The sequence below is a fragment of the Pseudomonas sp. NPDC099000 genome (assembly GCF_044759925.1).
GTDB lineage: Bacteria > Pseudomonadota > Gammaproteobacteria > Pseudomonadales > Pseudomonadaceae > Aquipseudomonas.
In genome coordinates this window covers 207,092-233,133 of sequence record NZ_JBIWAF010000003.1, presented here as the reverse complement: position 1 = coordinate 233,133, position 26,042 = coordinate 207,092, and the positions used below count along the sequence as shown (strand labels likewise).

General features: G+C 60.1%; 26 protein-coding genes. 13 read left to right on the top strand and 13 right to left on the bottom strand.

Annotated features, from left to right (window positions below):
• Window positions 1-85: 85 nt before the first annotated feature.
• The gene (locus tag ACIQV9_RS05780) at window positions 86-1,024 is read right to left on the bottom strand and encodes an aspartyl/asparaginyl beta-hydroxylase domain-containing protein (RefSeq protein WP_403099133.1); all 939 of its coding nucleotides are present in this window, start codon (window positions 1,022-1,024) and stop codon (window positions 86-88) included.
• Between the two features lie 214 nt (window positions 1,025-1,238).
• On the bottom strand, window positions 1,239-2,213 hold the full coding sequence (gene cysK, locus ACIQV9_RS05775) for a cysteine synthase A (protein ID WP_403099130.1): 975 nt from the start codon (window positions 2,211-2,213) through the stop codon (window positions 1,239-1,241).
• Window positions 2,214-2,340: 127 nt separating this feature from the next.
• Between cysK and ACIQV9_RS05770 the strand changes: the two genes are divergently transcribed.
• Window positions 2,341-3,417 (top strand): DUF748 domain-containing protein, encoded by a 1,077-nt coding sequence (locus tag ACIQV9_RS05770; RefSeq protein WP_403099127.1) that lies wholly within the window; start codon window positions 2,341-2,343, stop codon window positions 3,415-3,417.
• Here the strand turns inward: ACIQV9_RS05770 and ACIQV9_RS05765 are convergent.
• On the bottom strand, window positions 3,414-3,914 hold the full coding sequence (locus tag ACIQV9_RS05765; RefSeq protein WP_403099124.1) for a DUF2442 domain-containing protein: 501 nt from the start codon (window positions 3,912-3,914) through the stop codon (window positions 3,414-3,416). The two genes, ACIQV9_RS05770 and ACIQV9_RS05765, sit on opposite strands and share 4 nt — an antisense overlap.
• A 230-nt stretch (window positions 3,915-4,144) precedes the next feature.
• On the opposite strand from ACIQV9_RS05765, the gene ACIQV9_RS05760 reads away from it, so the two are divergent.
• Together ACIQV9_RS05760 and ACIQV9_RS05755 are read left to right on the top strand one after the other, a co-directional pair.
• A complete protein-coding gene (locus ACIQV9_RS05760; RefSeq protein WP_010462104.1) occupies window positions 4,145-4,990 on the top strand; it encodes a MoxR family ATPase in 846 nt (281 codons plus the stop codon).
• A 13-nt stretch (window positions 4,991-5,003) separates the two neighbouring features.
• Window positions 5,004-6,182 (top strand): VWA domain-containing protein, encoded by a 1,179-nt coding sequence (locus ACIQV9_RS05755; protein WP_403099120.1) that lies wholly within the window; start codon window positions 5,004-5,006, stop codon window positions 6,180-6,182.
• 111 nt (window positions 6,183-6,293) lie between these two features.
• Here ACIQV9_RS05755 and ACIQV9_RS05750 read toward each other — a convergent pair whose 3' ends face one another.
• From ACIQV9_RS05750 to ACIQV9_RS05735, 4 genes are all read right to left on the bottom strand, one after another.
• Entirely contained in the window at window positions 6,294-7,220 is a 927-nt protein-coding gene (locus ACIQV9_RS05750) for a biotin-dependent carboxyltransferase family protein (RefSeq protein ID WP_403099117.1), read from the bottom strand.
• A complete protein-coding gene (locus ACIQV9_RS05745; RefSeq protein WP_403099113.1) occupies window positions 7,217-7,921 on the bottom strand; it encodes an allophanate hydrolase subunit 1 in 705 nt (234 codons plus the stop codon). Before ACIQV9_RS05745 ends, ACIQV9_RS05750 begins: the two co-directional genes overlap by 4 nt.
• Complete coding sequence (locus ACIQV9_RS05740) at window positions 7,918-8,670, bottom strand: 5-oxoprolinase subunit PxpA (RefSeq protein ID WP_403099110.1); 753 nt, start codon at window positions 8,668-8,670, stop codon at window positions 7,918-7,920. Before ACIQV9_RS05740 ends, ACIQV9_RS05745 begins: the two co-directional genes overlap by 4 nt.
• A gap of 62 nt (window positions 8,671-8,732) precedes the next feature.
• Entirely contained in the window at window positions 8,733-10,019 is a 1,287-nt protein-coding gene (locus tag ACIQV9_RS05735; protein ID WP_403099107.1) for an MFS transporter, read from the bottom strand.
• A gap of 158 nt (window positions 10,020-10,177) precedes the next feature.
• On the opposite strand from ACIQV9_RS05735, the gene ACIQV9_RS05730 reads away from it, so the two are divergent.
• The 4 genes from ACIQV9_RS05730 (at window position 10,178) to ACIQV9_RS05715 (ending at window position 16,469) form a co-directional block, all read left to right on the top strand.
• Window positions 10,178-11,107, top strand: a complete 930-nt coding sequence (locus tag ACIQV9_RS05730; RefSeq protein WP_403099104.1) for a LysR family transcriptional regulator — start codon at window positions 10,178-10,180, stop codon at window positions 11,105-11,107.
• A 112-nt stretch (window positions 11,108-11,219) separates the two neighbouring features.
• Window positions 11,220-13,142, top strand: a complete 1,923-nt coding sequence (locus tag ACIQV9_RS05725; protein ID WP_403099101.1) for an IucA/IucC family protein — start codon at window positions 11,220-11,222, stop codon at window positions 13,140-13,142.
• Complete coding sequence (locus tag ACIQV9_RS05720) at window positions 13,132-14,343, top strand: MFS transporter (protein ID WP_403099098.1); 1,212 nt, start codon at window positions 13,132-13,134, stop codon at window positions 14,341-14,343. The genes ACIQV9_RS05725 and ACIQV9_RS05720 overlap by 11 nt, the downstream gene beginning before the upstream one ends.
• Before the next feature lie 14 nt (window positions 14,344-14,357).
• Window positions 14,358-16,469, top strand: coding sequence for a TonB-dependent receptor (locus ACIQV9_RS05715; protein WP_403099096.1), 2,112 nt, complete (start codon window positions 14,358-14,360; stop codon window positions 16,467-16,469).
• A gap of 79 nt (window positions 16,470-16,548) precedes the next feature.
• Here the strand turns inward: ACIQV9_RS05715 and ACIQV9_RS05710 are convergent, their stop codons facing one another.
• Genes ACIQV9_RS05710 through ACIQV9_RS05700 form a run of 3 tightly spaced genes read right to left on the bottom strand, consistent with a single transcriptional unit; the run spans window position 16,549 to window position 18,404 of the window.
• Window positions 16,549-17,091: a DUF2937 family protein gene (locus ACIQV9_RS05710; RefSeq protein ID WP_403099093.1), complete on the bottom strand. Its 543-nt coding sequence runs from the start codon at window positions 17,089-17,091 to the stop codon at window positions 16,549-16,551.
• A gap of 12 nt (window positions 17,092-17,103) precedes the next feature.
• Window positions 17,104-17,880, bottom strand: coding sequence for a class II glutamine amidotransferase (locus ACIQV9_RS05705; protein WP_083374803.1), 777 nt, complete (start codon window positions 17,878-17,880; stop codon window positions 17,104-17,106).
• Between the two features lie 26 nt (window positions 17,881-17,906).
• The gene (locus ACIQV9_RS05700; protein WP_403099091.1) at window positions 17,907-18,404 is read right to left on the bottom strand and encodes an MFS transporter; all 498 of its coding nucleotides are present in this window, start codon (window positions 18,402-18,404) and stop codon (window positions 17,907-17,909) included.
• Window positions 18,405-18,707: 303 nt separating this feature from the next.
• Between ACIQV9_RS05700 and ACIQV9_RS05695 the strand changes: the two genes are divergently transcribed.
• Complete coding sequence (locus tag ACIQV9_RS05695) at window positions 18,708-20,762, top strand: S9 family peptidase (protein WP_403099089.1); 2,055 nt, start codon at window positions 18,708-18,710, stop codon at window positions 20,760-20,762.
• 202 nt (window positions 20,763-20,964) lie between these two features.
• Window positions 20,965-21,438, top strand: coding sequence for a cyclic nucleotide-binding domain-containing protein (locus tag ACIQV9_RS05690; RefSeq protein ID WP_403099087.1), 474 nt, complete (start codon window positions 20,965-20,967; stop codon window positions 21,436-21,438).
• On the opposite strand, the gene ACIQV9_RS05685 is transcribed toward ACIQV9_RS05690, so the two are convergent.
• Window positions 21,435-21,725, bottom strand: coding sequence for a hypothetical protein (locus ACIQV9_RS05685; protein ID WP_403099084.1), 291 nt, complete (start codon window positions 21,723-21,725; stop codon window positions 21,435-21,437). The genes ACIQV9_RS05690 and ACIQV9_RS05685 overlap by 4 nt on opposite strands.
• Window positions 21,726-21,805: 80 nt before the next feature.
• Here ACIQV9_RS05685 and ACIQV9_RS05680 point away from each other — a divergent pair, with 80 nt between their 5' ends.
• The 4 genes from ACIQV9_RS05680 (at window position 21,806) to ACIQV9_RS05665 (ending at window position 24,059) form a co-directional block, all read left to right on the top strand.
• A complete protein-coding gene (locus ACIQV9_RS05680; protein WP_403099081.1) occupies window positions 21,806-22,492 on the top strand; it encodes a spermidine synthase in 687 nt (228 codons plus the stop codon).
• 48 nt (window positions 22,493-22,540) lie between these two features.
• Window positions 22,541-22,912: a YajD family HNH nuclease gene (locus ACIQV9_RS05675; protein ID WP_150815460.1), complete on the top strand. Its 372-nt coding sequence runs from the start codon at window positions 22,541-22,543 to the stop codon at window positions 22,910-22,912.
• 206 nt (window positions 22,913-23,118) lie between these two features.
• Window positions 23,119-23,589, top strand: coding sequence for an RNA methyltransferase (locus tag ACIQV9_RS05670; protein WP_008153126.1), 471 nt, complete (start codon window positions 23,119-23,121; stop codon window positions 23,587-23,589).
• A 92-nt stretch (window positions 23,590-23,681) separates the two neighbouring features.
• Window positions 23,682-24,059: a DUF2892 domain-containing protein gene (locus tag ACIQV9_RS05665; protein WP_403099078.1), complete on the top strand. Its 378-nt coding sequence runs from the start codon at window positions 23,682-23,684 to the stop codon at window positions 24,057-24,059.
• Between the two features lie 127 nt (window positions 24,060-24,186).
• Here ACIQV9_RS05665 and ACIQV9_RS05660 read toward each other — a convergent pair whose 3' ends face one another.
• Window positions 24,187-25,416, bottom strand: a complete 1,230-nt coding sequence (locus ACIQV9_RS05660; RefSeq protein ID WP_403099076.1) for a hypothetical protein — start codon at window positions 25,414-25,416, stop codon at window positions 24,187-24,189.
• Between the two features lie 36 nt (window positions 25,417-25,452).
• Window positions 25,453-25,902 (bottom strand): YcgN family cysteine cluster protein, encoded by a 450-nt coding sequence (locus ACIQV9_RS05655; protein ID WP_403099074.1) that lies wholly within the window; start codon window positions 25,900-25,902, stop codon window positions 25,453-25,455.
• Window positions 25,903-26,042 lie beyond the last annotated feature (140 nt).

The window sequence follows — 26,042 nt, the reverse complement described above, 5'->3', positions numbered from 1 at the left end:
AGCCTGACGATGTTCTTGCGGGCGCGTCGTTTAAATTCCTCTCAAAAAAAAACGCTCACAAGGAGCGGTTTTTTATTGCCGATGATCAACCAAACAACCAATACCCCAACAACGTCAACACCACCAACGCCAACACCGGCCGCAACACGCGGTACGCCTTGGGATTACGACGTTTCCAGCGCTTGACCACGCCGCTGACCCTGTCGCTGGAGTTCTTGCTCCAGGCATAAGCCTCGTTAATCCCGCCGACACGTTCATCATCAAGGTTCTGAGGTGCGGTGGCGCGACCGAGCAAGCCGCTGATCCCGCGGTTGATACGGGTCATGACGCGGTTGCTCAGCGGTCTTTCGATGTCGCAGAACAGAATGACTCGGGTTTTCTCCGTTTCGTTCTTGACCCAATGCACGTAGGTCTCATCGAACATCACGTCCTCGCCATCGCGCCAGGCGTACACCTGACCGTCGACGAAGATGCGGCAATCATCGGAGTTCGGCGTGGACAGCCCCAGGTGATAACGCAACGAACCGGCAAACGGATCGCGGTGCGGATTGAGGTGGCTGCCACCCGGCAGCAACGCAAACATCGCACCCTTTACGTTTGGAATACTGCTCAACAGCGCCACCGTTTTCGGGCACAAAGTTTCAGCGGATGGCAGGGGTTTGTCGTACCACTTGAGGTAGAAGCGTTTCCAGCCTTTCTTGAAGAACGAACCGAAACCGGCGTCGTTGTTCTTTTCGGCGGCGCGGATGTAACCCTCGTCGAACAGGTGCATGGCTTCGTCGCGGATGACTTCCCAGTTGTCCTTGAGCACGTCCAGCTCCGGGAATTTGCTGCGGTCCAGATAGGGTTTGGACGGCACGCTGGAAAACAGGTACATCAAGGCGTTGTAAGGTGCAAACAAGGCCGAGTGGTTGACGAACTGACGCAGAACCGGCAATCGCGACTTGCCGCGCAAATGCACATAGAGGGTGCTGCCCAGAAATAGCAGCAACGCTGACGCTTTCGCGGCGAAGGAAAAGGTCATCTACGGCTCCTTGATTAGACTCTTTGCACAACGCCATTTACCCGACGTGGCAGCCGGCCATGATAAACATTACCGGCCTCGGGAAAAACCCGCAAAACTCGACATTCAGTATTAAGGTTTGTGCAATAAAGCACTTATTAACATAAGGTTCCTGAACGGGGGCTGACCTGAATCAGCCCTCTCACCAAATGATCAAAACATCGCATTGATGCTCTTACTGCTGATTCTCCTGCTCGGTAAACAGATCACTGAACAGCATGCTCGACAGGTAGCGCTCACCGGAATCCGGCAGAATCACCACGATCGTCTTGCCCTGCATTTCCGGTGTCTCGGCCAGACGTACCGCCACCGCCATCGCGGCGCCACAGGAAATACCGCACAAGATCCCTTCTTCCTGCATCAGGCGCAGGGCCATGGCCTTCGATTCGTCGTCGCTGACCAGCTCAACCCGATCGACCATCGACAAGTCCAGATTCTTCGGGACAAAACCGGCACCGATCCCCTGAATCTTGTGTGGGCTCGGCTTGATTTCTTCACCGGCAATCGCTTGGGTTATCACCGGCGACACCACCGGTTCCACCGCCACCGAGATAATCGGTTTGCCCTGCGTATTCTTGATATACCGCGAAACACCGGTAATGGTTCCGCCGGTTCCAACGCCCGCCACCAGCACATCGACCGCGCCGTCGGTATCGTTCCAGATTTCCGGGCCGGTGGTTTTCTCGTGAATGGACGGGTTGGCCGGGTTGTCGAACTGCGCCGGCATGAAATATTTGACCGGATCGCTGGCCAGGATCTCGGCAGCCTTCTCGATGGCGCCCTTCATGCCTTTGGCCGGTTCGGTCAGCACCAGTTCGGCGCCCAGTGCCTTGAGGACCTTGCGTCGCTCGATGCTCATCGACGCCGGCATGGTCAGCATCAATTTGTAACCACGGGCAGCGGCAACAAAGGCCAGGCCAATACCGGTGTTGCCCGACGTCGGTTCGATGATGGTCATGCCAGGCTTTAGTTTGCCGGAGCTTTCGGCGTCCCAGATCATGCTCGCGCCGATCCGGCACTTGACCGAATAACCCGGGTTGCGCCCTTCGATCTTGGCCAGAATGGTCACACCGCGCGGGGCAATACGGTTGATCTGCACCAACGGCGTATTGCCGATGGAATGGGCGTTGTCAGCGTAAATACGGCTCATGGCTGGGTCCTTGTACAGCGTTGAATAAGCTCCCAAAGGTATGCCTGTTGCCGGTGGTCGTCCAGTCAGGTCGAACGTCCGGTCATCAGCGCAGTCAATCGCTTTATACCGCCAGAGATTTGCCGTCATGAAACGTCGATACAGTTGGCCCCTGTGGACCCTCGCCGGCCTCGTTGTGCTGCTGATTGCCCTGCATATCGCCCTGCCCTACCTGGTGCGCGACTACCTGAACGACAAACTGGCAGACATGGGTGATTACCAAGGCCAGGTGACCGACGTGGACCTGGCCCTGTGGCGCGGCGCTTACAAAATCAATGGACTGAAAATCGTCAAGGTCGACGGCAAGGTCCCGGTGCCTTTCGTCAACGCGCCGCTGATCGACCTTTCTGTCAGTTGGCACTCACTCTGGTCCGACCGCGCCGTAGTGGCCGAGGTGCAGTTCTTCAACCCCGAGGTGAACTTCGTCGACGGCGGCGCCAACAAACAGAATTCCCAGACCGGTCAAGGCACCGACTGGCGCGCACAGTTGAGCAAACTGGCGCCGTTCACCTTTAACGAAATACGCATCTACGACGGCAAGATCACCTTTCGAAACTTCAATTCCAAGCCCCCCGTCAACATGAACGCCTCCCAGGTCAACGCCAGCATTTACAACCTGACCAACGTGGTCGATACCGAAGGCAAACGCGACGCCCGATTTGAAGGCAAGGCGCTGTTGCTGGGGCACGCGCCACTGGAAACTACGGCCACCTTCGACCCCTTGAGCAACTTTGAAGACTTCGAATTCCGCCTGCGGGTCAAAGACATCGAGCTCAAACGAATGAACGACTTTGCCTCCGCCTATGGCAAATTCGACTTCAATGCCGGTCACGGCGACGTGGTGATCGAAGCGCAGGCCAAAAAGGCCAAACTGACGGGCTACATCAAGCCACTGCTGAAAGACGTCGACGTGTTCAACTGGCAGCAGGACGTGGAAAACAAGGACAAAGGGCTTTTCCGTTCCATCTGGGAGGCCATTGTCGGCGGCTCCGAAACCGTGCTGAAAAACCAGGGCAAGAACCAGTTTGCCACTCGCGTTGAGCTGAGAGGCAATGTGCATCGACAAGATATCAGCGCGTTCCAGGCATTTTTGCAGATTTTGCGCAATGGTTTTGTCCAGGCGTTCAATGCCCGGTATGAGCGGCCGAAGCCGGAACCGGGTTAAGGTTTGCGCGTCACGGTGTAGCGACCAGTCTCTTCGGCTGCCCGTGCCGGGTTCGATTGCTGCAGGAAGTGCCAGCCCAGACAGGCCAGCGCCAATGATCGAGGCACTGCTTCGCGGCCGCTGCTGTATCGGGTGATGCTTCGAGCACTGACACCCAGCGCCTCGGCCGCCTGATTGAGCGGTAGCCCGGTGCGAGCGCGCCAGTCGATGAAAATCCGGGTGTTTTCGTCCAAGGCATTTTGCGCAAGGGCATCCAGATACAGGGTATCGGCGCCGATCTGGATATCCTGCTCGGGCCATTCGACGCTCCAGCCATCATCACCCGATATTGCACGTTCGAATGCGTCAGCCTCCAGCAATGGCTGCAATCCTGGATAGGCGTGCAGGTCGCGACTCAAATCGAGGGTCAGCTGCTGACCGTCGATGAAGGTCAGCGCCAGGCGGTAATCCGGTAACGCCTGCACAGCCGACAGCCGTGGTCGTTTCATGGGTAACATCGTTTCCAGTCCTCCAGCATTTTCACCTGCTGGAGAGACTATCGCCAAAATGGCGATATCTCAAACCCGGCCAGCAGCCGAGACTGAGTCAAGATGTGACGCCCCATTCAGAGACTGAATAAGCCGTCTGCGTTCACAGTCGACCAGCCTGCGCGTTATAGTCGGGTACTACAATTATTGCGCCCCGCCCTGCCCCGTTCAGGTCGGCGTTACCGTTCGAGGATTAGCAGATGAAGTTCGAAGGCACCCAGGCCTACGTCGCCACCGATGACCTGAAGCTGGCGGTCAACGCCGCCATTACCCTGGAGCGTCCACTGCTGGTCAAGGGCGAACCGGGCACCGGCAAAACCATGCTCGCCGAGCAACTGGCCGAGTCCTTCGGCGCCAAATTGATCACCTGGCACATCAAGTCCACCACCAAGGCGCATCAGGGCCTGTACGAGTACGACGCGGTCAGCCGTCTGCGTGACTCGCAGCTGGGCACGGAAAAGGTCCACGACGTTCGCAATTACCTGAAAAAAGGCAAGCTCTGGGAAGCGTTCGAGTCCGAAGAGCGGGTGATCCTGCTGATCGACGAAATCGACAAGGCCGACATCGAATTCCCGAACGACTTGCTGCAAGAACTCGACAAAATGGAGTTCTACGTTTACGAGATCGACGAAACCATCAAGGCCAAGAAACGCCCGATCATCATCATTACCTCCAACAACGAGAAAGAGCTGCCGGACGCCTTCCTGCGCCGCTGCTTCTTCCACTACATCGCCTTCCCGGATCGCGTGACGCTGCAAAAAATCGTCGACGTGCACTACCCGAACATCAAGAAAGACCTGGTCAGCGAAGCGCTGGACGTGTTCTTCGACGTGCGCAAGGTGCCGGGCCTGAAGAAGAAGCCATCGACCTCCGAACTGGTGGACTGGCTGAAGCTGCTGATGGCCGACAACATCGGCGAAGCGGTATTGCGCGAACGCGATCCGACCAAAGCGATTCCGCCGCTGGCAGGCGCCCTGGTGAAGAACGAACAGGATGTTCAATTGCTTGAGCGCCTGGCATTCATGAGCCGTCGCGGCACCCGCTAAGAGGCTGATCGCCATGCTGCTCAACCTGTTCAATGAAATGCGCGCAGCCAAGGTGCCGGTCTCGGTGCGTGAGCTGCTGGACCTGATCAATGCGCTGAAACAGCGCGTGACCTTCGCCGACATGGACGAGTTCTATTACCTGTCCCGGGCGATTCTGGTGAAGGACGAACGGCATTTCGACAAGTTCGACCGCGCGTTCGGCGCCTACTTCAATGGCCTGGAAAAACTCGACGATCACCTTCAGGCGTTGATTCCCGAAGACTGGCTGCGCAAGGAATTCGAGCGTTCCCTGTCCGAAGAAGAGCGGGCCGCGATCCAGTCCCTCGGCGGTCTGGACAAGCTGATCGAAGAGTTCAAGAAACGCCTCGAAGAACAGAAAGAACGTCACGCCGGCGGCAACAAGTGGATCGGCACGGGCGGCACCAGCCCGTTCGGCTCCGGCGGTTTCAACCCGGAAGGCATTCGGGTCGGCGATGCCGGCAAGCGCCAGGGCAAAGCGGTCAAGGTGTGGGATCAGCGCGAGTACAAGAACCTCGACGACTCGGTGGAACTGGGCACGCGCAACATCAAGGTCGCCCTGCGGCGGCTGCGTAAATTCGCCCGTCAGGGGGCGGCGGAAGAGCTGGACATCGACGGCACCATCGACCACACCGCGCGCGATGCCGGCCTGCTGAATATCCAGATGCGGCCGGAGCGGCGTAACACCGTCAAGCTGTTGCTGCTGTTCGACATCGGCGGCTCGATGGACGCGCATGTGAAGATTTGCGAGGAGTTGTTCTCGGCCTGCAAGACCGAGTTCAAGCACCTGGAGTACTTCTACTTCCACAACTTCATTTATGAATCGGTGTGGAAGAACAACATGCGCCGCACCTCCGAGCGCACTTCGACCCAGGACCTGCTGCACAAGTACGGTGCCGACTACAAAGTGATCTTCATTGGCGATGCTGCGATGGCGCCTTATGAAATCACCCAGGCCGGCGGCAGCGTCGAGCATTGGAACGAAGAAGCCGGTTATGTGTGGATGCAGCGGTTCATGGAGAAGTACAAGAAGGTCATCTGGATCAACCCGTATCCGAAAGATACGTGGGGCTATACGTCGTCGACCAATATCGTGCGGGACTTGATTGATGACCAGATGTATCCGTTGACGTTGCGGGGGCTGGAGGAAGGGATGCGGTTTCTTTCCAAATAGACCGCCAATCGTTCCCACGCTCCGCGTGGGAATGCGGCCAGGGACGCTCTGCGTCCCCAAAGCGGACGCGGAGCGTCCGGTGAGGCATTCCCACGCAGAGCGTTGGAACGATCAGTGCGAAGCAAACCGGCGCAGGTACTCGACTTGTTGCCGATGCGCCACCTCCTGCACCACCGGCCGCAATCGCACCTTCGCCCCCGGCAGACACTGCGCCAGTCGTGCCAATGCCAACGGCGTCAACGCCCCCAATCGCGGATAACCGCCAATGGTCTGCCGATCATTGAGCAACACTATCGGCTGCCCGTCCGGCGGCACCTGGACCGCGCCTAGCGGGATGCCTTCGGAAATCATCGGTTTGCCCTGATACTGCAACGCCGTTCCCAGCAAGCGAATGCCCATGCGATCGGCACGGCTGTCGAGGGTCCAGACGCTGTTGAAGGCGTCGAACAGACTTTGCCCGCTGAATTCACCGATCTGCGCGCCGAGGACCACATCCAGTGGCGAATCGACGTTGAAGTCCGGCCGGTGTTCTGCCGGTAACTCCCGCAGCAATATCAACGCGCTCCCGCGATAGCTTAACGAAGCGTCTTTTGCCAACGGCCGGCCCATGCCATCCAGGCCGCCGAGTTCTTCACGGACCACCGTCGCGCTGCTGCCCAGCACCTTTGGCGCGTCGAACCCGCCGGGCGCCGCCAGATAAGCCCGAGCGCCGAGCAGCGGTTGAGTGAACTGCAATCGCTGACCTTTGTTCAGCCGGAAACTGCGCCACGGCGCCAATGCCTCGCCATCCACTTGCGCACCCAGATCCGCCCCGGCCAGCGCCAATACGCAATCGTCCTCGGCCACCACGCTGAAGCCGCCGAGGGTGATTTCAATGACCGGCGCATCCACTCCATTGCCCAGCAGCCAGTTGGCCCACGACATCGAGCGCCAATCCAGCCCGCCGCCCTGGGTCACGCCCAAGTGCCGCACGCCGAAACGACCCGCGTCCTGTAACAGGCACAGCGGCGTACTCGCTTCAATCAGTAGACGGCTCATGCCTGGGCCTCCAATGGCGTGTCGTCACCGCCCAGGTTGATGAACTCCGCATGAGTGACTGCTTCAAAGCGCACGGTGTCGCCCGGTTGCATCAGGCTGTAGCCGTCGCGTTCGCGGTCGAACAATTTGGCCGGCGTGCGGCCGATCAAATTCCAGCCACCAGGGGAAACCACCGGGTAGGCCGCGGTTTGCCGCTCTGCAATACCGACACTGCCGGCGGCAACCTTTTTGCGCGGCGTATTCAGGCGCGGCGCGGCGAGCACTTCTTCCACCAGCCCCATGAAGGCGAACCCCGGTGCGAAGCCCAAGGCGAACACTTGATACTCTCGCTCGCTGTGACGGCGGATCACCTCGTCCACCGCCAACCCGCTGCGGCGGGACAACAGGCTCAACTCCGGGCCGACGCTCAAGTCATACCAGACCGGCAGCACATGGCATTTACCGCGGGCGCTCGCGTTGGGCGACAGGTCGATCAGCGCTTCGGCGATCAATTCCCGGGCCTGAGCCGGGTTCAACGCAGTCAGGTCGTAATGCACCATCAACGTCGTGTACGACGGCACCAGATCGATCAGATGCCCGGCGAACGCCGCGCGCAGGTTTTCGCTGGCCGCCAGCATCCACGGCATATTGGCCTCGGCGATCTCATCAAAGAGACGCACCATCAGGCAATCCAGCGCCACCACCTCAACCCGCGGTTTCATGGTGCGCTCTGCTGATCAAGGGCTTCGCGAATCCGGCGCACAGCCGCCACCGAACTGGCGTTGTCGCCGTGGACGCAGAGAGTGTTGGCCTGCAAGTGCAAGGCGCTGCCGTCGCTGGCGGTGAGGTTATCGCCACGGGCAATGGTCAGCGCTTGCTCGATAATTTTTTCGGGATCGTGGTGCACCGCCCCCGGCAGTTGCCGCGAAACCAACATGCCGGCACTGTCGTAGGCGCGGTCGGCGAAAGCTTCGAACCACAGGGTCATGCCGTATTCATCGCCCAGTTGTTGGGCGGCGCTGTTGTCGCGCGTGGCCATCAGCATCAGCGGCAAGGTCCGGTCATACGCCGCCACAGCCTGAAGCACCGCGCGCAACTGCGCCGGGTTGGCCATCATGTCGTTGTACATCGCGCCGTGGGGTTTGACGTAACTGACGCGCCCGCCCTGGGCCCGGCAGATGCCATCGAGGGCGCCGATCTGGTAATGCACAATGTCCTGAAGTTCCTGGGCGGCGTAGGCCATGGAACGGCGGCCGAAACCCACCAGATCCTGATAAGCCGGATGTGCGCCGATCTGCACGCCATTGCTCAGGGCCAGGCTGACGGTCTTGCGCATGATGCTCGGGTCGCCGGCATGGAAGCCGCAGGCGATGTTGGCGCAATCGATGAAGGGCATGACCTCGGCGTCCAGACCCATGGTCCAGTTGCCGAAACTCTCGCCGATGTCGCAGTTCAATAGCAGGCGGCTCACGGTGAACACTCCTGTAGGCATATTCTTTTTTACTGTCGGGCAGTTGCCCCGCAGATTATCAGTTACTCGGCTTCAAGTTGCTTGCCACGGGTTTCCGGCAGACTCAACGCCGCAAGAATCACCACGCCGTAGGAAACAGCCGCAAACGCACCAATTCCCACACTCAATGGCACCGTCTGACTCAGCAAACCGATCAGCAGCGGGAACAACGCCGCCAAGGCCCGGCCGATGTTGTAGCAAAAGCCCTGCCCCGAACCGCGAATCCGCGTCGGAAACAGCTCGGTCAAAAACGCGCCCATGCCACTGAAAATCCCCGAGGCGAAGAAGCCCAGCGGGAAGCCCAGCCACAGCATCACGCCGTTACTGACCGGCAGTTGGGTGTAGAGCAATACGATGGTGAACGAGCCCACAGCGAACAGGATGAAGTTCTTTTTGCGGCCGAGGATGTCAGTCAAATACGCGCTGATGACGTAGCCGACGTAGGAACCGACGATCACCATCGCCAGATAACCGCCCGTGCCGAGTACGCTCAAACCACGCTCGTTTTTCAGAAACGTCGGCAGCCAGGAGGTGATCGCGTAGTAACCGCCCAGTGCCCCAGTGGTTAGCACCGAAGCGCGAATCGTAGTGAAGAGGATGCCGGGGGCGAAGATCTCGTAGAACTTCGCGGCGTTGCCCGGCTCCTGTTTGGCCTTGGCTTCGCGGTAGATTTCCGGGTCCTTGACCAGTCGGCGGACGAAAATCACGAAAATCGCCGGCACGATGCCGAGGATGAACAGCGCGCGCCAGGCATCTTCCGGCGGCAATACCGAGAACAGCAGCGCATAAAGAATCGCCGTCAGCCCCCACCCCAGCGCCCAGCCCGATTGCACCATGCCCACCGCCTTGCCGCGGTCCTTGGCGCGAATCACCTCGCCCATCAGCACTGCGCCGGCGGTCCACTCACCGCCAAAGCCGAAGCCCATCAGGGTGCGACTGATCAACAGTTGCTCGTAGTTTTGCGCGAAGCCGCAAAAGAAAGTGAAGAAGGCGAACCACAGCACCGTCAGTTGCAAGGTGCGCACGCGGCCGATGCGGTCCGACAGAATCCCCGCCACCCAACCGCCGATAGCCGAAGCAATCAGCGTGCTGGTATGGATCAGCCCGGCCTCGCCGGTGGTGATGCCCCACATGGCAATCAGGGTCGGCACCACGAAGCTGAGCATCTGGGTGTCCATGCCGTCCAGGCCATAGCCGATCTTGCAGCTCCAGAAGGTGCGGCGTTCCTGCTGATTGATGTTGCGGTACCAGTCGAAAGGTCCCGGGCGAGGCGTGGTTTTGGGGATGTCGAGCGTGTCGGGCGCACTCATGGCAAATCTCCGTGCAAATTTTATTGGTATTGTTCTGAGCCCCGACGACGCCTATCGTGGGAACCGGATGGCCTGATTTTTGGTTGTCCGGCCCTGTTGCGTCCAACTAATAAAACCCCGCCCTAGACATAAGAATTCTTTATCCCCGAGCAGACCCCATGAACCTGAAGTTTCTCGAGACCTTTGTCTGGGTCGCCCGACTCAAGAGTTTTCGCCTGACGGCAGACAAGCTCTTCACCACCCAGGCGTCGATTTCCAGCCGCATCGCGGTGCTCGAAGGCGAGCTCGGCGTGAAGCTGTTCCTGCGCGATTCACGTGGCGTGAGCCTGACGCCCGAAGGCTTGAAAGTGCTCGAGTACGCCAAGCAAATGATGGACACCATGCAAACCCTCAAGCAGTCGATCGAAACCCGTTCGAGCAAGGTCGGACGGGTCCGCATCGGCGTGATGGACACGGTCATCCATACCTGGTTGAGCCCGTTGGTGGCACAGATGATGGATCACTATCCGCTGGTGGAAATCGAGCTGGTGGCCGATACGGCGCTCAACCTCTGCGATCAGCTGCAAAAAGGCTTTCTCGATCTGATCCTGCAAACCGACCTGTTGCGTCAGGAAAGCGTGCGCAGCCTTGAGCTGGCCAGTCACCCAATGGGCTGGATTGTGGCGACTAACTCGATCTACAACCGCGAGTATTCGGGGATTGCCGACCTGGCGCGGGAACGGATCATTACCTATTCGAAAAACTCCCATCCCCATCAGGAGATTCTCGCCCTGATGCAGGCCAACGGCATCATGACGCCCCGGCTGAACTGCGTGAACTCGGTATCGGCGATCACCCGGTTGCTGCGCGACGGTTTCGGTATCGGCGCGCTGCCGCCGGTGCTGGTAGCCGAGGAACTGGCGCGGGGGGAATTGACCTTGCTGGCCATCGATCAACGGCCACCGAATTTGCAGGTGGTGGTGTCGTGGCGGGTTGGCGTGGAGTGGGTCGAAGAAATCGTGACGTTGTGTCAGCAAGTCGTGGAGCGCTATGCGCAGAAAGTGGGCGAGCACTACATCGTTTTGAGCAAACCCATAGCCAGAATCTGAAGGACATTTCCCAATGCTTTAAATATGAACCACTATCATTTGCATTATTTTTTCAGAACGGTATTCTCTGCGCGCTTTCAGCTAACCAACTGTCCAGAAGGAATCGGACTTGATGCGCGCCTACACGCAAAAACAGCAGCAATTGCTCGCTCACTGGAGCGAAGCCCTCGGCACTGAGGCTTTCCAGTCCCACCGCATCACCCTCGATCATTTGAGCAATGCGCTGGAGCCCGCCGCCCAGCGCTGCTTCCAACGCCTGATCCAGGCGCTGTTTCGTGAAGGTCTGATCAACCCCGACGCTTGCGAATACGACGACAATAACCATTGCTGGTTGCCACTTGGCGATGGCGCGCATCTTTGCTTCGAACACTTGTTCGGCGGAAGAATGAACAGCTGGGACGTGCGCCGCAGCATCGTCCTGCACACCCCCGACAGACTGCCCCACAAAATCCAGCTGCCCAGCGAATTGCTCGCTCACCTCAGCACTCAGCTCAACCCGCCAGCCTCTGCGCTGGTACTGGAACGTCTGGCCCTGGAACTGGATGACAGCTTCAGCAACGACACCCTGTGCCTGGCGTTTCACCATGGATGGACCGAGCGCCTGCGAGAGCAGATCGACACCCAGTACGACGACAACCTGCTCGCTTGGCTCAAAGCCGGCACCAGCCACCAGAACCCTACGTCATTGCTCGAACAATGGGGCACTCTCGGCCATCCGTGGCACCCGAATTACAAGACCAAACTGGGTTTGAGCGCCGCTCAGGTCATCGCTTTCTCGCCAGAATTCGAAGCGAGTTTTCCGATTGTCCTGTGCGCCCTGCACCGCCAGTACGCACACGTCGAAGCGCTGGCGGGTACCGCCGATTACTGGGATTGGTGGCAAGGTCACTTCCCACAGGCCGCCGAACAATTGCAGCGCCATTTGCAGCAACTGGGTCTGGACGAAAAGGACTACCTCCCGCTCCCGTCGCACCCATGGCAAGCCCATGAAGAGCTGCCACATTCGTTCGCCAACGAGATCGCCGACAACCTGCTGATTGTCACTGAGATCGTCGCTTTTACCGGTCACCCGACCATGTCCTTCCGCACAGTCCTGCCGGAGGCCAGTCGCGTTGCGCCGATGGTCAAACTGCCGGTGGCTCTGCGACTGACCAGCGTGCAGCGCACCGTGTCGCCGCGTTCGGCCCGGATGGGGCCGCGCATCAGCCAACTGATACTGAATATTCTCGATCAGGAGCCGCAGATTCGGCGTCTGCTGAACATCGTTCCAGAGCGCATCGGCGTGCACTACGCACCACTACCGGCCGATGACGAGCGCTCCCGGCATGCCGCCGTGCTGTATCGCGACAACCCGCTTACCCTTCTGCAAGAAGGCGAGTTGGCGGTGCCGGTCGGCAGTCTGTTCGCCGTCAACGAATTCGAACAACCGTTACTGCGTGATTGGGTGAGACTGGCTCAAGGCCGTGACGACAGCGAGGCCATGTTGGCGTTCTTCGACGATTACCTGTCGATTGCCGTACCGAGTCTGTTGGGCATTTACCTGATGTATGGCGTGGCGTTCGAAGCGCATCAGCAAAACAGTTTCATGGTGATGGGTGCTGACGGTCAGTTGAATCGGCTGCTGTTGCGTGACTTCGGCGACGTTCGTATCGATCGCAAAACCCTGCACGCCAAGGGCCTGGATATCCAGTTGCACGATCCGAAAATGACCCTGTATGACGAGTCCGGTTTTGTCCGCGACAAACTCCTGCACACCACATTCATGTGCCATCTCGGTGAGCTGACGTTGCTCTGCGCCCGCCACTGGAATGTGCCGGAAAATATCCTGTGGGAGCGCTTGGCAACGCACGTTGCGCAGTGCTTCGAGACCTTGCGCGAGCGCGTTGAACCGGCACGTTGGGAAAGCGAGCGCCAGGCCTTGCTGGAACAGGATTGGCCCGCCAAATCGTTCATGCGCATGCGCTTGCTCGACAGTCATGCCGACATCGTCGGACGCCTGAGTAACCCGCTGCAACCAATCGCCCATGCTCGCTGACGGTCGCGCCTTGCGACTGCTGATCGTCATCCAGTTTGTCTCCATGGGCGCAATGGAAATGAGTGGCCCGTTCTGGCCTTTGCAGATCCAGCATCTGCTCGGGCCGGAGGGCGCTGGCTACACCGCGCTGTTATCGGCGATGGTCTATGCCGGTCCGATGCTGGCCGCCATGCTCCTGACTCCCATGTGGGGGCGGTTGGGGGATCGCACCGGACACAAGCCGATGATTGTTCGGGCATTGCTGGCACTCGCGCTGTGCCAAGGGTTGGCGGCCATCACCCTCGACCCGTGGCTGCTGGTGGGTATTCGCGTGATGCAAGGCGCATTGGCCGGTTTTCTCGCTGCCGCGCAAGCCTATGCCTTGGCCTGCTGCGACAGTTCCAGACGTGGTCACACCCTGGCCCGCCTGCAATCGGCGACTGCCGTCGGCTCGTTGATCGGCCCGGTACTGGGCGGCTGGCTGATGGACGTCTCGGGGTTTGCCCTGCTCTGTTATGGCGCGACGGCGATTTGCCTGCTGTGCGCACTGGGGAGTTTTTTCCTGCCGGCCGACAAGGCTCGGGCCTCGAAGAAAAAAGCTGTTGAACCAGTGGCTCTGCCCAAAGGCTGGCTCGGTGGAATCCTGTTGGTGATCGTGTTGATTCAGGCCGCGAAGATGATGCCGCAGTCATTCTACGCGCTGTACGTCGCGAACATTCTGCATGCCCCTAGCTGGCTGATCGGCGCCACCTACGCGGCGAGCGCCGCGACCCTGGCCATCTCCGCACCGCTGTGGGGACGCCTGTTCGACCGCTGGCAGCCGGTCTACACCTTGCGCGTCATCGAAGGCGTGGCCTGGCTGTGTGCCCTGACGCTGGCGGCCACGGCATTGGCCAACGAATGGCTGGGGTTTCTCGTCAGTCGACTCGTCTGGGGCATCTGGCAAGGCGCCCTGCTGCCCGTCGCCTATGCACTGATCGCCAACACCATTCCCATAACCCAGCAGGGCTTCGCGCTCGGCCTCGGCAACAGCGCGGCCAAGGCTGGTGCTCTGCTCGGTGTCGTCCTTGGCGGGATCGGCATGGGTCTGGTCGGCCTGGCTCACAGTTTCTGGCTGGTGGCGCTGACCTACGCCATAGCCGCCATCGGCATCCGCTGGGTGCGGTCGTTCAACTCCGCGCCTGACCGCTCGACCTTATCGCCACACACTTATCACAACTAAAAAAAGACCACGTCATGATCCGAACCAAACTCTCCCTGCTGATCCCGCTGCTCGGTACCTTCAGCGCCCAGACCTGGGCCGAGGACACCGAGCAACAGCCCGGCACCTTGAACCTGCAAGACACCGTTGTCTCCGCTACTCGCAGCGACGCGAGCATCGCCTCGATTCCTGGCTCGGTCCAGGTGATCGACGAACAGCAGGTCCGTGAACAGAGCGGCGCGGGTCGCCGGGTCGCCGATATCCTCGGGCAACTGGTCCCCGGTCTCGCTCCGTCCAGCGGCGGGATGAGCAACTTCGGCCAAACCCTGCGCGGACGCAACATGCTGGTGTTGATCGACGGCGTATCGCAGAACGCCACGCGCGACAACTTCCGCCAGCTCAACAGCATCGCTCCGGCCAGCATCGAACGTATCGAAGTGATCTCCGGCGCCAGCAGCATCTACGGTGCCGGTGCTTCAGGCGGCATCATCAACATCATCACCAAGCGCAATCAGGGCCAGGACATTGCCTACAGCAGCAAACTGGGCCTGACCAGCGGCAACAACCTCAATAGAAAAGGCTTCGCTTACGAAGCCTTTCAGAGCGCGACCGGGCGCAAGGATGCGCTGGACTGGTACGTCTCCGCCGACCTGACCCAGCGCAACGATCAGTACGACGGCAACGGCAATCGCATCCCTCAGGACACCTCCCAGGGCAGTAGCATGGATACCGAAACCTATGACCTGCAAGGTCGTTTCGGTTACGAACTGGATGCCGACAAAAAACTCAGCCTGTCGCTGCAGGACTACAAGGATCAACAGGACACTGGCTATACCAAAGACCCGACAAACCGGCAGCAAGCCGTGGCAGTCAAAGGGCTGAAACTCGACGACCAACCCTATACCCATAACCAGTCGGTCAACCTCAATTACACCGACAAGGACTTCTACGGCCAGGGCCTGCAACTGGAAAGTTACTGGCGCCGCGCCGACGCGCTGTTCTTTCCGGACCTGTCGCGGGGCAAGGCCGGGATCTCAGACAACAACAGTGTCCAGGATGTCTACGGCCTGCGCGCCGCCATCGACACGCCGCTGCCGGCCATCGGCAACGCCACCGGTAACCTGGTCTGGGGCGCCGATTATGATAATGAGCGCTCTCGCCAACGAGGTGATCAATACACGCTCAATGGCCTGAACTACACCAAGACCGGCACCACCTACGAGCTGGGCCCGGACATCGAAACCACCACCAAATCGCTGTTCGGGCAGATGTCCTGGGACATCGGTGACTGGACCGTGCGTGGCGGTGTGCGCCGTGAATGGATCGAAAGCGACGTCTCCGACAGCATCGCTTATGGCCAGATCGTCCAGACCGGCATACGCGCAACGCTGCCCGGCGACACCCTCAAATACGATGCCACGCTGTATAACCTGGGGGCGGTCTACCATCTGAGTGAAAACCAGGACGTCTTCGCCAATTACAGCCAGGGGTTTTCGCTGCCGGATATCCAGCGCTTCATGCGTGACGTCAGCAGCACGTTCGACATTCAGAGCCTCAACGCCCAGGCCATCAAGGTCGACAGTTACGAGTTGGGCTGGCGCGGTAACTGGGACCAGTGGCAGGCCGACGTCACCGTGTACGAAAACACCTCGGACGTGACCCAGTTCTACGATGCCAATGATCGCGTATTGCGCCTGATCAATCAGAAAGAGCGAGTTCGCGGCATCGAAAACAGCCTGACCTACCGCGCGACCGATCACTGGTCGGTGGGTGGCACTTACGCCTGGGCCAAAGGCGAGACCGAGCAGAACGGTAAATGGATCGATCTGCCGGCTACGCGCATCTCACCCGCCAAGACCACCCTATTCGTCGGCTACACCGAAGACGACTACACCCTTCGCCTGCAAGGCATGCATTTGTCCAGTTACGACGCCGCCGCCAAGGACAATAACGGACGCGACATCGAGGGCTATACGCTGGTGGACCTGCTCGGCTCCGTGCAACTGCCGGTCGGTCGTCTTGAAGGCGGGGTATATAACCTGACTGATCGCACGTACGTAAACCTGTTCACCCAAGCCAACGCCAGAGCGCCGTACGCCAATGCCGAAGGTCGGACGTTGAGCATGAGCTACTCGGTCGACTGGTAAAAACAGGAGCAGGCTTGCCAGCGATGCGATCTGTCAGGCATACCGTGTCGCAGCAATCACCGGCAAGTCGGCTCCAGTGTTACAACCCGCGCACATCCCGATCTTCGATCGGCCGGCTCTGGCGCAGGCGTTTGCCGCCCAGCACCACCCAGTCGATCAGACGGAACAGGCATTCGATGCCGAAGGACAGCAGCAACGCGCCGCTCATGCCCCAGATCATCGCTTGCGGTGTCAGCAAGATCTGGTAGCTGTAGCCATTCCAGGTTTCCTTGCGAATGTCCGGATCAGCCGCCAGCGCCACCTGAAGAACGCGGATGTACCACGGCCCCTGCATGGCCTGGAACTGTTTATCGAGCGCCAGCTGACGGCTGAGCAAGGTGCTCAGGCTGTCGGCGTCGCTGCGAAAAATCGGGTCTTCGCTGGCGCGGTAATGGGCGACCAACGCTTGCATATCGCCCTTGAAGAACTGATTGGCCGTGCCCTGGAAACCGCTCAGGCTAGTCTGCGCCTCGATCAGATGCGCCTCGACCCGCTTGGCGTAATCATTGATGAACCCCGGCACCTGGACACCGATCAACAGGCCCGCCGCAAACAACACCAGCCGTAGATAACTGAGCAACATCGGGTGAGATCCTTATTCGGTCTTGCCCTGGCTGACGCATTCGCCGCGTCGCCAGAGGCTCCATTGGCCCGGTTCGTAGCGGGTCCAGGTTTCGTTTTCGGTCAGGGGTTCGGTGGCGATCACCGTGACCACATCGTTGGGCGTGGTTTCGGCCTGGAAATCGACGATCACGTCGACATCCTTCAACCGCGCCGGGCCGAATGGCGCACGACGAGTGATCTGGGCCAATTTGGTCGAGCAATAGCAAAACAGCCAGTCGCCGTCGCTCAGCAGGCAGTTGAACACGCCTTTGCTGCGGTATTCGGCGCAAGCGGCGACCAGATCCGGCAGCAGCGCTTCGATTTCGACCGGTTCCGGAAATGCTGCGCGCACACGGTTGAGCAAATCGCAGAACGCCGCTTCGCTGTCGGTGTCACCGACCGGGCGGTAAAAGCTTTTGATCGGTTGAAAATCCGCCAACTGGCCGTTATGGGCGAAACACCAGTTGCGGCCCCACAGTTCGCGCACGAAAGGGTGCGTGTTGGACAGGCAGACTTTGCCCACGTTGGCCTGACGTATGTGCCCGATCACCACTTCGCTTTTGATCGGATAGCGCTGCACCAGGTTCGCCACTTCCGACTCGCTGCTGGCCGCCGGGTCCTGAAACAGCCGCAGGCCACGCCCCTCGTAGAAGGCGATGCCCCAACCGTCACGGTGCGGACCGGTTCGACCGCCGCGCTGCATCAGCCCGGTGAAGCTGAACACAATATCGGTCGGCACATTGGCGCTCATGCCCAATAACTCACACATGCTCGGACTCTCGCTTCAATGCCGGATTACAAACGCGGTTCGACCCGCATGCGCTGAGGGTTGCTCGGCACTGGCGGACGACCGTAACGATCATCGCCGGCACCGCCGAATGGATGATCGTCGTCAGGATCGTCGGCCCGGGCCGCGGCCTTGGCGGCGGCCGCCTGTTCCTTGCGAGCGTTGGAAGCCCGTTCAATAGGGAACCGGATCGCCACGAACACCAGGTAAATGCCGAAGGCGATCATGCCGTACATGAACAGGTCGGAAACCGCCCGCCAGGCGTTGTTGCCCACCTTGAACAGCAGATCGAGCGCGGTGATGGCGATGGCCGGAGCCACTTTTTCCTTCACCGGGTCGATGATGGTAGGGCTGAACAGCAGCACGGCAACCAGCAGCCGCAGCGGTTCGCGCAGCCAACGCCACATCCAGCGGGTGATGCGCATCCACACCAACAGGCAGCCTAAAGCGGCAAAGGCGTAAAGGCCCCAAGCGATCAGATAGTCGTTCTCGGTCATGGTGTCCATGGCAAGGCAGGCAAAGAGGCGCTTATAGTAACGACTTTTCGACCGTCAGGCTTGCTCCAATGCCAGTCGGTCAAGACACAGAACCTGTGGGAGCGAGCCTTTGTGGCGAGGGGGCTTGTCGGAACGCCGCATCGCCCCGTTGGGTCGCGAAGCGGCCCTGAAACCAGTCACCGCTATCATTAGTCAAAAACGCGGTGTCTGGTTTACGACTGCTTCGCAGCCGAACGGGGGCAAGCCCCCTCGCCACAGGGCGCTCCCACAAGGTGCCAAGCCCCTATTTCGTACAACGTCCGAGAGTCCTTCATGCCCTTATCCGCCAACGTCACCAGCGCCCCGATTGCCCACAAGGCCGACGGCCCTGACCCGTATGCCTGGCTGCAGGAGCGCGACACCGACGCGGTGTTCGACTACCTCAAGGCTGAAAACCACTATCAAGAGGCGCAAACCGCCGATCAGGCCGGGCTGCGCGAAACCCTGTTCGAAGAGATCAAGGGCCGGATTCTCGAAACCGACCTGTCGCTGCCCTCCCCCTGGGGCCCGTACCTGTATTACACGCGCACCACCGCCGGTGACGAATATGCCCGCCATTACCGCTGCCCGCGTCCGGCCGATGACAGCCTGCAGCTCGACGAAAGCCAGGAACAGCTGCTGCTGGACCCGAACGAACTGGCCAATGGCGGCTTCTTCTCCCTGGGCGCGTTCAGCATCAGCCCGGACCACCAGCGCCTGGCCTACAGCATCGACTCCACGGGCGACGAGATTTACACGCTGTTCGTGAAGGAATTGTCCAACGGTCGCGTCAGCGAACTGGAATTTCAGGACTGCGATGGCAGCATGACCTGGGCCAACGACAGCCTGACGCTGTTCTTCGGCGAACTGGACGACACCCACCGACCGCACAAACTGCTGCGCTATCGACTGGACGGCACGGCGGCCGAAGAAGTGTTCAATGAACCGGACGGCCGATTCTTCCTGCATTGCTATCGCTCCAGCTCCGAACAGCAATTGCTGCTGTCGCTGGGCAGCAAGACCACCAGCGAAGTCTGGGCCCTCGACGCCTCGCAGCCGCAGCAGGCCTTCACCTGCCTGGCGCCACGGGTTGAAGACCATGAATACGACGTCGACCACGGCACGCTGAACGGCGAGTGGGCCTGGTTCATCCGCACCAACCGCGACGGCATCAACTTTGCCCTGTATACCGCCGTCGACACCGGTGTTGCGCCGACCGAGGCCGACTGGCAGAACCTGATCCCCCACAGCGACAGCACGATGATCGAGGGCATGAGCCTGAACGTCGGCGCCATGACCCTGAGCCTGCGGGTCGGCGGCTTGCCGGTGATTGAAGTCCATCCGCAGGACCTGCCGAGCTACCGCGTGCAACTGCCCGATGCGGCTTACAGCCTGCATGTGCAGAACAGCCTGGAATTCGTCAGTGAGCGGATCCGCCTGCGTTACGAAGCCTTGAACCGTCCGGCGCAAATCCGCCAGCTTGAGCTGGACAGCGGCGAGCAGAAGGTCCTCAAGGAAACCCCGGTGCTCGGCCTGTTCGACGCCGATGCCTACGCCAGCCAGCGTCTGTGGGCCACGGCACCCGATGGCACGCAAGTGCCGATCAGCTATGTCGTCAAACGCGAAGCACTCGGGCAGCCGACGCCGCTGTATCTGTACGGCTACGGCGCCTATGGCGAAAGCCTCGACCCGTGGTTCTCCCACGCCCGCCTGAGTTTGCTGGATCGCGGCGTGGCCTTTGCCATCGCCCACGTGCGTGGCGGCGGTGAACTGGGCGAGGCCTGGTATCGCGCCGGCAAGCAGGAACACAAGCACAACACGTTCAGCGACTTTATCGCCTGTGCCGAGCACTTGATCGACAACGGCTTCACCACCTCAGCGCAATTGGCGATCAGCGGCGGCAGTGCCGGCGGTTTGCTGATCGGCGCAGTGCTCAATCAGCGTCCGGAGCTGTTTGGCGCAGCGATTGCCGAGGTGCCGTTCGTCGACGTGCTCAACACCATGCTCGACCCGGACCTGCCGCTGACCGTCACGGAATACGACGAGTGGGGCAATCCTGAAGAGCCGGACGTTTTTGATCGGATCAAGTCCTACGCCCCGTACGAAAACGTCACCGCGCAAGCCTATCCGGCGACCCTGGTGATCGCCGGCTACAACGACAGTCGCGTGCAGTACTGGGAAGCGGCGAAGTGGGTGGCGAAATTGCGCGCCACCAAAACCGACACAAATCCCTTGCTGCTCAAGACCGAACTGGGCGCCGGGCATGGCGGGATGAGCGGTCGTTACCAGGGATTGCGTGACGTAGCACTCGAATACGCATTTGTTTTCAAGGTTTTGGGGATTGCCTGAGGAACTTGGCCCGGTGCGCTGGTCTTAAGACCAGGCACCGGGCCAATGCAATACCGCCCCCGTAGGAGCGAGGCTTGCCCGCGAAGGCGATGTCACTGCCAATATCAGTATTGGATGTTGCGGCCTCTTCGCGGGCAAGCCTCGCTCCTACAAAGGCTTTGCGTATTCCGGAAAACAGACACAAAAAAAAGACCGTGCCGACATGTCAGAACCGACCTTACTGAACAACGAAATCCGCGACTGGCTGATGGACTGCGGCCTGTTCGATCAACTGCTGCCGGCAGACTTCGCCGCCGCTTCCGGCTACTTCAGCATCAGCACCATCCCAGAAGGCGAAGAGATTTTTCACGAGGGTGATGCCGGCAGCTTCATGTGCATCATCCACACCGGCCAGGTGTCGGTGCAGAAGACCAACGGCGATGGGCAATTGGTGACCATGGCCACCCTGCGCAGCGGTCGCTCGTTCGGCGAAATGGCGGTACTCGATGGCGAACGCCGCTCGGCCAGTTGTGTGGCCGCCAGCCACTGTCAGCTGCTGAACCTAGGCAAGGACTCCCTGGAAAAGATGATCAACGATGCGCCGAAAATCGCCGCCAAGATCATCCGCGCCCTCGCCGTCGCCCTCTCCAAACGCCTGCGCATGGCCGACGGACAACTGCTCTCGCAACAGGTTTAACCGCCGGGCGACTTGGTCTTCGTGCTGTTCGGTTCAATCCCCGGCACCGGTTGATCCTTGGTCGGAGGACTGGGCATGTCGATCGGCACCAACGGTGGGCCGCCGCTGCCAGGCCCGGTCCGGGGCGCGGTGGAGGGGGTGATTTGCGGATACGGCGTAGGTGTCGCGGTGCCCGGCGAACCGGGCATAGGCGCCGCGCTGATCGGAGCGGGTTGCGACTGCTGGGCTTGCACTGTAGTTATCGAGAGCGCGGCCAAGGCAATGACCGTTAGAATGGTGCGCTTCATCAATGGCTCCGTTGGCCTTGTTGTCATTGGCAGGCTACTCCCAACTGCCTCTGTTTGCCTTCCCCCAATTTGAGATTTCCATGAAACGTTTCGTTCTGCTCGACACCGCCCCTATCCCTGAAAACGGCGGCGCCCTGTGCCTGTTCGAGTACGGCGAGGATTTTGTCATCAAGATCCAGGGCGGTGACGGCGGGCAGTTGATGAACACCCGCATGCACGGCTCCGAAGATGCCCTGGCCGAGATCCCGTGCCGCAAGGTCGCCGGCCGGCCGAACTCGCGGGTGCTGATCGGCGGTCTGGGCATGGGCTTCACCCTCGCCTCGGCCCTCAAGCATTTGGGCAAGACCGCTGAAGTGGTTGTCGCCGAGCTGGTGCCTGGCGTGGTGGAATGGAATCGCGGTCCGTTGGGCGAGAAAGCCGGCAATCCGCTGCTCGACCCGCGCACCGTGATTCGCATGGAAGACGTGGCCAAAGTCCTGCAAGCCGAGCCGCACGGTTTCGACGCGATCATGCTCGACGTCGACAACGGACCCGAAGGCCTGACCCAACGGGCCAACAGCTGGCTCTATTCCGCCGGTGGCTTGAGCGCCTGCGCCAAAGCCCTGCGGCCCAAGGGCGTACTGGCGGTCTGGTCGGCCAGCGCCGACAAGCAGTTTTCCGACAAACTGAAGAAGGCCGGTTTCAAGGCCGAGGAAGTCCAGGTCTTCGCCCACGGCAACAAAGGCACCCGCCACACCATCTGGATTGCCGAGAAGCTCAAGGGCTGAGCTAAACTCACGTCATAACCGTCATTAGTCTTTTACAAAGGTGAACCCATGAGTTCGTCAACGCCGACCAATACCTCGAAGCTGGATCGCATCCTCGCCGACAACCAGCGCGACAAGGAAATGGGTTACCGCGACAAGGCCCTGAAGATGTACCCGCACGTGTGCGGCCGCTGTGCCCGCGAGTTCTCCGGCAAGCGCCTGAGCGAGCTGACCGTGCACCACCGCGACCACAACCACGACAACAACCCGCAGGATGGCTCGAACTGGGAATTGTTGTGCCTGTATTGCCACGACAACGAACACTCGCGGTATACCGACCAGCAGTATTTTGATGAAGGCTCGCTGAGCTCTCCGAAGATTGCCAAGGCGACGCATAACCCGTTTGCGGCGTTGGCCGGTCTAATGAAGAAAGACGACTGAAGATTTTCATTGGCTGGACTGGCCTCTTCGCGGGCAAGCCTCGCTCCTACGGATATATGTCGTTCACCAGATTGTGATCGGCTCTGTACCTGTAGGAGCGAGGCTTGCCCGCGAAGACAATCTCCCAGGCACCACCAATCTCCAAACTGAACACCCCTCCCCCAATCCCCGTATAATCGCCGTTTTTTCCCGAAGGCACCCCGCTCGTGGCAGACAAACGGTACAGCTGCATTGGTTTGTATAACCCCAAATCACCGGAAAACGTCGGCTCGGTGATGCGCGCCGCCGGCTGCTATGGCGTGGCGTCCGTGTTCTACACCGGCAAACGCTATGAACGCGCCGCCGACTTCGTCACCGACACCAAGCGTGTCCACTACGACATCCCGCTGATCGGCATCGACGACCTGAAGAAAATCCTGCCATTGGGCTGCGTGCCCGTCGCGGTGGAACTGGTCGAAGGCGCCCGTTCGCTCCCCGAATACACCCACCCGGACCGCGCGCTGTACATCTTCGGCCCGGAAGACGGTTCGCTGGATAAAGAGATTCGCGACTGGTGCGAAGACGTGGTCTACATCCCGACCACCGGTTGCATGAACCTGGCCGCCACCGTCAACGTCGTGCTCTACGACCGCATGTCCAAGGGGCTCAATACCCGTTCCGGGGCAAAATTCCGCTGAATCACCGCACATTCGATGGAACGAGCCGACCGCCTCGGCAGTCAGCTTAACTATCTATTGTTGAAGCAGCCTTTCCTGCCTGGAGACAGATCATGAGCGAACTCAAACGCGTAGAACGCATCGAATCCACCCCGTTCCAGACTCATTCCGAACAGAACGTACACGGCTGGGAGCGCGTCGGCTCTCTCGCCGGTGGCGTGCTGATGATGGGCAAGGGCCTGCGTCGCGGCGGTATTTTCGGGTTGATCCAGGTGGCCATCGGCGGTGTCGCGCTGGCTCGCGGGATTACCGGGCACAGTTCGGCGAAAAGCCTGCTGGAGAAAAGCCGTCAGGACATGAATAACGTTCGGGCGAAGATCGAGCGGGCCGGGGAAGAATTGAGCAAGTTGAAGGCGAATGCCGAGGCGGCGACCAATACCGCTACGGTGACCGGGAATGACTCGTTGAAGTCGCCTAAGACCGGGGTTTGATCCGGGATTTTCGCTGAGGCTGATGTCCTTTTCGCGGGCAAGCTCGCTCCCACAGGTAGTGTGTCGTCCACCCACGTTGCGATCGACACACTACCTGTGGGAGCGTGGCTTGCCCGCGATGGCGGCGCTACTGAAGCAACTCGGTGTCGAGGACTTTGGAAGACTCGCCAATAATGCTTTCGGCGAGCTGCACAAATTCCTTGGTATCCACACTCCCCAGATGCATCGCCCCGCGCAACACATCATCCAGTGACCGCTTGTTGCGCGTTTTCAAACGAATCTCGCGATCCAGCTCCTGCAGCAACAATACCGCTTTCGAGACCTGCGCCGGGTTCACCTGTTCGCCACGCAACGTGGTGACTTTCTGGCTGTTCTTGACCAACTTGCCGTGCAAACTCTCATACCGCTCATCACTCATGCCACCCGCGCGGCGTACCAGTTCGATGGCGTAATACTCGGCAAACCCTTCACTGATCCAGTCACTGCGCTGCTTGTCGTTGATCCGCCCGGACACCTGCACCAATTCACGCACCAATGCGCTGGTGCCGCTTTCGCTGACCAGTGGCAGACGTGTGTTCAGATAGATCGATTCACGCGCGGCCAGGCTGCCGCGCCACATCGGGTCGTTGGCGCCGACGATCAGCAGTTTGGCGGGATGACGCGGGAACACCGCTTGAACCTGCGGCCAGACAAAGGTCAGCAGCGTCAGCACGTCCATGCGGCGCATGCCCTGGCCTCGGGGCGAGGCGACGGTGACTTCGGTTTCCCCAAGCCGCGTACGTCGGCTGCCGAGGTGGCCGGCGAGCATCCAGCCCGTGGGCCGGTCGAACAGTCGAGAGACGTTATCGATGCGGAATTTGTTCTTGCCGATCCGCGGCCAGGCGGTTTCGACGCTTTTCCAGCCGCTGGGCAATTCGAATTCAAGGCGTGAAACCAGCTCGATGCCGTCCTGCTGATCGAGTCTGGCCGGTGGCACCAGGTCGTCGCCGCGCATCAGCGCCCAGGTCGGCGTCATGCGCGTATCGAAGCTACCGCTCTTGCGCCCATGGCTGATGCGCACGCGGTAGGTCAGGCTGGCCTTGTCGGCGGTCGGACGCCACACACCACGGGCCTGCTTGCCCGGCGTAAGCTGCCATTGGCCGTCGGCCTTGAAATCGCTGTAGTGGCTGCCGTCGCCCAAGTCGAAATCCAGACTGCGTACCGCCGAACCCTGAGCGAGCGTCAGCCGCACTTCAGCCTGATCGCTTTGCGGCAACAGGCGCACGTGATAATCCAGATCGACCTTCTTCGCCGCCCACACGGGCGAACTCAGAGCCAAAAGCCCAAAGGCCAACGCCAGCCGCAATCCCACAGCCATACACACTCCTTCGTGAAACGTTAAAACGCTTGGCGTTTAACCCGCCCGGAAAATCAGATGATCTTCCCAATCGTCTTCGGCCACGCTGCCTTCGGCGAGCATGCGCCCGGACTGGGAAATGCGTTCGTGGTGCACCGCATCGCGATCACCGCACACCAGGTGATGCCACAGGGGCAAGTCCTTGCCTTCGCTGACCAGTCGATAGCCGCAGGTCGGCGGCAACCAGCGAAACTCTTCGGCCTTGCCCGGCGTGAGCTGGATGCAGTCCGGCACAAAGTCACGACGGTTCGGGTAATCACTGCACTGACAGGTGTTCAGGTCCAGCAGTTTGCAGGCGATGCGCGTGTAATAGACCGAGTTGTCCTCTTCATCTTCGAGCTTTTGCAGGCAGCACAGACCGCAACCGTCGCACAGCGATTCCCACTCCTGCGGATCGAGTTGATCGAGGGTTTTGCGTATCCAGAACGGTTCGACTTTGGCGGCCATGGTTCGAGCATCAACATCAGGTGGTGAAAAGGCCGCCAGTCTAGTGCCAAGGCCCTTGCGGGCCAAGCATTGGCGACTGCCGGTAGAACGGGGCTTGTCAGTTATTGCGCCGCCACGTAGCTTTGCCAGTCGCAAGGAGC

Coding starts and splice junctions, on each gene's coding strand:
- cysK (WP_403099130.1), bottom strand. CDS start 2,213: ATGAGCCGTATTTACGCTGACAACGCCCATTCCATCGGCAATACGCCG.
- ACIQV9_RS05735 (WP_403099107.1), bottom strand. CDS start 10,019: ATGAGTGCGCCCGACACGCTCGACATCCCCAAAACCACGCCTCGCCCG.
- ACIQV9_RS05675 (WP_150815460.1), top strand. CDS start 22,541: ATGAGTTCGTCAACGCCGACCAATACCTCGAAGCTGGATCGCATCCTC.
- ACIQV9_RS05720 (WP_403099098.1), top strand. CDS start 13,132: ATGCTCGCTGACGGTCGCGCCTTGCGACTGCTGATCGTCATCCAGTTT.
- ACIQV9_RS05755 (WP_403099120.1), top strand. CDS start 5,004: ATGCTGCTCAACCTGTTCAATGAAATGCGCGCAGCCAAGGTGCCGGTC.
- ACIQV9_RS05685 (WP_403099084.1), bottom strand. CDS start 21,725: ATGAAGCGCACCATTCTAACGGTCATTGCCTTGGCCGCGCTCTCGATA.
- ACIQV9_RS05665 (WP_403099078.1), top strand. CDS start 23,682: ATGAGCGAACTCAAACGCGTAGAACGCATCGAATCCACCCCGTTCCAG.
- ACIQV9_RS05690 (WP_403099087.1), top strand. CDS start 20,965: ATGTCAGAACCGACCTTACTGAACAACGAAATCCGCGACTGGCTGATG.
- ACIQV9_RS05760 (WP_010462104.1), top strand. CDS start 4,145: ATGAAGTTCGAAGGCACCCAGGCCTACGTCGCCACCGATGACCTGAAG.
- ACIQV9_RS05730 (WP_403099104.1), top strand. CDS start 10,178: ATGAACCTGAAGTTTCTCGAGACCTTTGTCTGGGTCGCCCGACTCAAG.
- ACIQV9_RS05750 (WP_403099117.1), bottom strand. CDS start 7,220: ATGAGCCGTCTACTGATTGAAGCGAGTACGCCGCTGTGCCTGTTACAG.
- ACIQV9_RS05705 (WP_083374803.1), bottom strand. CDS start 17,880: ATGTGTGAGTTATTGGGCATGAGCGCCAATGTGCCGACCGATATTGTG.
- ACIQV9_RS05725 (WP_403099101.1), top strand. CDS start 11,220: ATGCGCGCCTACACGCAAAAACAGCAGCAATTGCTCGCTCACTGGAGC.
- ACIQV9_RS05710 (WP_403099093.1), bottom strand. CDS start 17,091: ATGTTGCTCAGTTATCTACGGCTGGTGTTGTTTGCGGCGGGCCTGTTG.
- ACIQV9_RS05655 (WP_403099074.1), bottom strand. CDS start 25,902: ATGGCCGCCAAAGTCGAACCGTTCTGGATACGCAAAACCCTCGATCAA.
- ACIQV9_RS05780 (WP_403099133.1), bottom strand. CDS start 1,024: ATGACCTTTTCCTTCGCCGCGAAAGCGTCAGCGTTGCTGCTATTTCTG.
- ACIQV9_RS05680 (WP_403099081.1), top strand. CDS start 21,806: ATGAAACGTTTCGTTCTGCTCGACACCGCCCCTATCCCTGAAAACGGC.
- ACIQV9_RS05660 (WP_403099076.1), bottom strand. CDS start 25,416: ATGGCTGTGGGATTGCGGCTGGCGTTGGCCTTTGGGCTTTTGGCTCTG.
- ACIQV9_RS05700 (WP_403099091.1), bottom strand. CDS start 18,404: ATGGACACCATGACCGAGAACGACTATCTGATCGCTTGGGGCCTTTAC.
- ACIQV9_RS05715 (WP_403099096.1), top strand. CDS start 14,358: ATGATCCGAACCAAACTCTCCCTGCTGATCCCGCTGCTCGGTACCTTC.
- ACIQV9_RS05770 (WP_403099127.1), top strand. CDS start 2,341: ATGAAACGTCGATACAGTTGGCCCCTGTGGACCCTCGCCGGCCTCGTT.
- ACIQV9_RS05695 (WP_403099089.1), top strand. CDS start 18,708: ATGCCCTTATCCGCCAACGTCACCAGCGCCCCGATTGCCCACAAGGCC.
- ACIQV9_RS05765 (WP_403099124.1), bottom strand. CDS start 3,914: ATGTTACCCATGAAACGACCACGGCTGTCGGCTGTGCAGGCGTTACCG.
- ACIQV9_RS05745 (WP_403099113.1), bottom strand. CDS start 7,921: ATGAAACCGCGGGTTGAGGTGGTGGCGCTGGATTGCCTGATGGTGCGT.